The organism is Sulfuricaulis sp. (assembly GCF_049587675.1).
In the GTDB taxonomy this organism is placed as follows: Bacteria; Pseudomonadota; Gammaproteobacteria; order Acidiferrobacterales; family Sulfurifustaceae; genus Sulfuricaulis.
On record NZ_JBAVEJ010000029.1, the window covers coordinates 1 to 4697 of the forward strand.

Sequence of the window (4697 nt, forward strand, 5' to 3'; positions counted from 1 at the left end):
CTGCCAGTGCGCGCGGCAGCGCCAGCCGCGGTGGAGGCGGCATGAGTCGTGGAGGCGGTCGCGGCGGCGGTGGCCGTCGCTAGATCGTTCAGCATTGAATCCCTGCGAGAGAAACATGACCCTCCAACACAAGATCTATTCCCTGATCGCGATGTTCTTCATCGTGCTCGCCCCGATCGCCGCACTGGCGCAGAACCCTCCCGCCGCTAAGGTCCCGGCCACCAAGGCCCCAGCCGCAAATGCCACCGCGCAGAAATCCTTCGCCTCGCCGGAGGCGGCGTCCAAGGCGCTTGCCGATGCGGTTCGTGCCCAGGACGCGCAAGCACTGCTCGCGGTCGTGGGACCGGCTTCCAAGGACTGGCTCTTCACCGGCGACCCGGTGGCCGATCGTGCCGACTGGGCGAAATTCCTCGCCGCCTATGACAAGAAGAACGGGATCGTAAGGGAAGGCGATACTCACGCGGTGCTCATCGTCGGTGACGACAACTGGTCCTTCCCCGCGCCGCTCAAGAAGAAGGGCGACAAGTGGGCGTTCGACGCGGCGGCGGGACGCGAGGAGATCACCAACCGGCGCATCGGACGCAACGAACTCGATACCCTGCAGACGCTGCTGGCCATCGTCGATGCGCAACGCGAATACGCCGCGGCGGACCCGGACCGTACCGGTTTCGACGCTTATGCGCGCAAGTTCATATCTTCGGCGGGCAAGAAAGACGGCCTGTACTGGCCGACGCAACCCGGCGCAGCACCGAGTCCATTGGGGCAGTTGGTGGGCGAGGCAACCCGGGAGGGATATGCCAAGAAGACGGCGGCGGGCGCACCGGTGCCCTACCACGGTTACTACTACCGCATGCTCACGGTGCAGGGCAAGGATGCACACGGCGGTGCTTACGACTACCTTGTGAACGGCCGGCTGATCGGTGGATTCGCCGTCGTGGCCTACCCCGCGAAACACGGCGTCTCCGGCGTCATGACCTTCATCATCAACCACGATGGCACGATTTACGAGAAGGACCTGGGTAACGCCACCCAGGCCGAGGCCGGCAAGATGGTGCACTTCAACCCCGACAAGACGTGGAAGAAATCTCAGTGAATGGACTGATCGCGACGCGTGAGCTAAAGAGTTAAGGGTATCGGAGCGATTTAAGTTTGCGCCCCACCCGCGCATCACATGTCGCGATGAATGACCCAAGGCCCAGCCAATGCCGGGCCTTTTTATTTGGCCTCACACCCCGAACCGCGTCACACGATCCCTTGCAAATAAGGTAATGTTCAGTTTCTCCGTCTCCGTCAACAGAAGGTGAAACCCATGCGACTCGGTTTTATCGGCCTCGGCAACATGGGCAGCGAGATGACACGGCATCTGCTCGCCGCCGGTCACACACTTGCCACTTACGCGCGCGGCGAACGCTCGCGCGCCCATGCCAGCCGTCTTGGCTTGAGCCTGCTTGCCTCGCCCGCCGAGGTCGCGCAAGCAAGCGAAGTGGTATTCACCATGGTCACCGCCGGAAGCGACGTCGAATCGGTTGCGCTCGGGCCGCAGGGGCTGGTGCATGGCGTCTCGCCCGGTTTGATTCACGTGGACATGAGCACGATCTCGCCCACGGTCGCGCGGGACGTAGCCCGGCGGTTAAGCGAGCGTGGCATTACCATGTTGGATGCACCGGTTTCGGGCGGCGTGGCGGGAGCCAGGACGGCGTCGCTCACGTTCTTTGTCGGCGGAGAAAAGGCCACTTTCGAACGCGCGCGGCCGCTGCTGGAATGCCTGGGCAAGACGATCTTTCACATGGGCCCGCTCGGAACGGGACAGGTGACCAAACTCGCCAACCAGATTGCCCTGCTGGCCAACCTGCAAGGTGCCGCCGAGGCGCTGCTGTTCGCGCGCGAGCAGGGCGCGGACGCGGCCAAGGTGCGCGAGGCGGTGATGACGGGGCTGGGCGCCAGCCGCATGCTCGACGTGCTGGGCAAGAAGATGGTCGAGCGCGATTTTACCGCCGGTATTGTCGCCGCGCTGCATCACAAAGATATCGGTGTCGCGCTTGAACTCGCACACGACGCCGGCTTGCCGCTTCCCGTGACCGCGCAAGTGATGCAACAACTCAATGCGCTGATGGGCAGTGGTTTCGGCGAGCAGGACACGAGCTCGCTGCTGCTCGTGCTGGAGCAGATGATGGGACGAAGAGAGAGTTAAGTGGTCGGAGTGAGGTAACCCCGTTTTTGGCAATCTGGACCTAGTTGCGAACGGTATTTGCCAAAATGAACAATAAAGGCGCCAGCGTTGGTTATTCCGCGGTTAAATGTATCGGAGTGAATTAATTTTACGTCTGATCGATTATCTCCACCGTATCCCCCACAGTCAGCTTGCCGCCGGTGACGACGCGGAGACAAACACCGCTATTGTGGCTTAAGGCACGGCACATGCTCTTGCCGGTAATCTTGTCCAAGTAAGCGCAGGGCGGGCGGGGTTTGTCGTAACGGAACACGGTTGTGCCGATGCGAAAATCTTTCCCTTCCAGATCTTTCGTTTTGATTCCCGCGAAGACCAGGTTGCGCCGATGGCCGCCGTTATCGAGACTCTGCTGGAACTCGGTCTCGGTTCCTTTTTTTGCCTGTGTCAGATCATGTTCGGTAATGAGGGTGACCTGGCAGCCGTCAATCGATTTCCAGTGGCCTCGGTCTTCGCTGTAGCGATCACCTTCCAGGCCGCGATTGGCAATGGCCTCGATCGCGTTCACCGACTTCATCGGGTCCCCCGCCGACGCGGCGACAAAGATAGCCTTGAGCGTTGCCGCTTCGGGTTTGTGTCGCTTGATGCCGAGCCAGTTGAAAAGCATGGTGAGAAGTAATACTACAGCTACCGTCCTTATTGAAGCGTCCTGCGAATGTGAACCGCCGCCCCGGCTAATAGCGGAGGCGGAGCCAGCTGCGGAACTAGACGAAGCCGAGGTTGGCGGTCGGAAACTGCGACAAGTTGGGCAAAACGCTGGCAAGACCGGCCGGCGACACCCCGAACCAGGTCGCGAGCGTCGCCGCGTATTGATCCACCGCTGTGGTCGGAATCCAGCGGCCTTCCTGGCTGGTGTCGTCCGGCCCGCCCAGGATCAGGGCCGGCTGCGTGCCATAAAAGCGCTGGCCGTGCACCGCGCCGCCGATGATGAAATGATTGTTGCCCCAGGCATGATCGGTGCCGCCGCCGGTATTCGGCTTGAACGTGCGCGAAAAATCGGAGAGCGTGAACGTGGTCACGTTGGTGTTCTCGCCGATCGCCACCATCGCGTCGTAGAATGCCTTGACCGCTGGACCAAGCTGACCGAAGAGGTTCGCCTGGGAATTAAGCTCGTTGGTGTGGGTATCGAAGCCGTCCAGTGAGACGAGAAATATCTGGCGTGTCGCGTTGAGCGTGGTGCGCGCCTCGATGATCTTGGCGATGGCGAGTAATTGCTTCGAGATGCCAGAGGTCAATGTCGCGAACGGCACCGCTGCTGGAGTTGTGTTGCTGGCAAGGAGGGGGCTGAGCATGGTGGAATAATTCAAGGCGTTGGTGACGATGTCCTGCGCCGCGTCGACGAGTTGCGCGTCCTTGTCGACACCGAGCAACTGCTTTAATGCATTGGTACGTGCCAGGTTCGCGCCGCTGGTGCCGGTGCCGCTCAGCCCGAACGAACCGGAGACCGGAACGGCGAGCGCGCGCGAGGCCTTTCCGGTGACGAAAAGATTGTTGCCCGAGGTCGTTATCATCGTCGGCACGCTGGAGCCGGCATTTGCGGCGGCGAGTTGGTCGGCAATCCGACCGCCCCAGCCGGTGCTGCTCGGGGTGTCCGATATCGCGGTCTGCCACTGGTGTTGCTGGTCGATATGCGAAAAAAGATTGAGCGGCCTGACGCTGGTCGAGGCCTGATACTGGGCCAGCGTCAGCGGCTGCAGCAGCGTGCCCGTGTTGAGCAGCACCGCCATCTGTCCGGCGTTCCAGATCGACTGCCAGGCGGTCAGTCCCGGGTGCAACCCGAAGCGCAGCGCGCCGCCCACTTCCGACAGCGGTACCAGATTCGCCTGCGGCAGCGTGAGCGTACCCCGGATGCTGGAATAGTTGGCGTAGCCCGCAGTGTCGATCGGAACGATGGTGTTGTTGCCGTCGTTACCCCCCCCGAGAAAAATGCATACCAGCGCCTTGTAGTCCCCGGGCGCGGCCAGCGTGCGGCTGCTCAGCAGCCCGAGCTGCGCCAGCGCGGCACCGGCCCCGATGCCGCCCATGTGGCGAAGAAAGCTGCGTCGATTCATGTCAGCGCTTCACCTGATATTGTTGCGAGCTCGCCAGCAGGTAAACCGCCATGCGCACGCGGTTGATCGTATCGGTCGCCGCCACGGCATTGACCGCTTGTGCGATCGTCGCGCTGGCGACCGGTGACAGCGTGCCGTGCATCATCCGCTGGTTCAGTTGTTCAACCAGCTTGTCTGCGTTGGTGGCGCTGGATTGATACGAAGACAAGTCGAGGCTGGTTCCGGTGCTCCCGGTGACGTTGGCGTCTGCCCCCGCACCGCCGCCGTAGACCAGCTGATGGACGAAATTGGCGCGATTCAGGACGCTTATTGTGTCCTGAATCCCAAACTCCGGTCCCAGCGACGTTGTGCCCGGGATCACGTAGCTCGGAGGGAAATAATTGAACACCGATGACGGTGTGAACAGATTCTGCTGCAGG

At 61.7% G+C, this 4697-nt stretch carries 5 protein-coding genes; 2 read left to right on the top strand and 3 right to left on the bottom strand.

Annotation, left to right across the window (positions count from 1 at the left end; genetic code table 11):
* Positions 1-115: 115 nt before the first annotated feature.
* Positions 116-1093, top strand: coding sequence for a DUF2950 domain-containing protein (locus tag WB402_RS01135; protein WP_424204919.1), 978 nt, complete (start codon positions 116-118; stop codon positions 1091-1093).
* Between the two features lie 216 nt (positions 1094-1309).
* Positions 1310-2191: an NAD(P)-dependent oxidoreductase gene (locus WB402_RS01140; protein WP_424204921.1), complete on the top strand. Its 882-nt coding sequence runs from the start codon at positions 1310-1312 to the stop codon at positions 2189-2191.
* 127 nt (positions 2192-2318) lie between these two features.
* Here WB402_RS01140 and WB402_RS01145 read toward each other — a convergent pair whose 3' ends face one another.
* From WB402_RS01145 to WB402_RS01155, 3 genes are all read right to left on the bottom strand, one after another.
* Positions 2319-2834 (bottom strand): MOSC domain-containing protein, encoded by a 516-nt coding sequence (locus WB402_RS01145; protein WP_424204923.1) that lies wholly within the window; start codon positions 2832-2834, stop codon positions 2319-2321.
* A gap of 97 nt (positions 2835-2931) precedes the next feature.
* Entirely contained in the window at positions 2932-4278 is a 1347-nt protein-coding gene (locus WB402_RS01150; protein ID WP_424204925.1) for a DUF1501 domain-containing protein, read from the bottom strand.
* Between the two features lies 1 nt (position 4279).
* Positions 4280-4697, bottom strand: a 418-nt coding sequence (locus WB402_RS01155; RefSeq protein WP_424204926.1) for a DUF1800 family protein, incomplete at its 5' end; no start/stop codon positions are given.

Coding starts and splice junctions, on each gene's coding strand:
- WB402_RS01150 (WP_424204925.1), bottom strand. CDS start 4,278: ATGAATCGACGCAGCTTTCTTCGCCACATGGGCGGCATCGGGGCCGGT.
- WB402_RS01135 (WP_424204919.1), top strand. CDS start 116: ATGACCCTCCAACACAAGATCTATTCCCTGATCGCGATGTTCTTCATC.
- WB402_RS01140 (WP_424204921.1), top strand. CDS start 1,310: ATGCGACTCGGTTTTATCGGCCTCGGCAACATGGGCAGCGAGATGACA.
- WB402_RS01145 (WP_424204923.1), bottom strand. CDS start 2,834: ATGCTTTTCAACTGGCTCGGCATCAAGCGACACAAACCCGAAGCGGCA.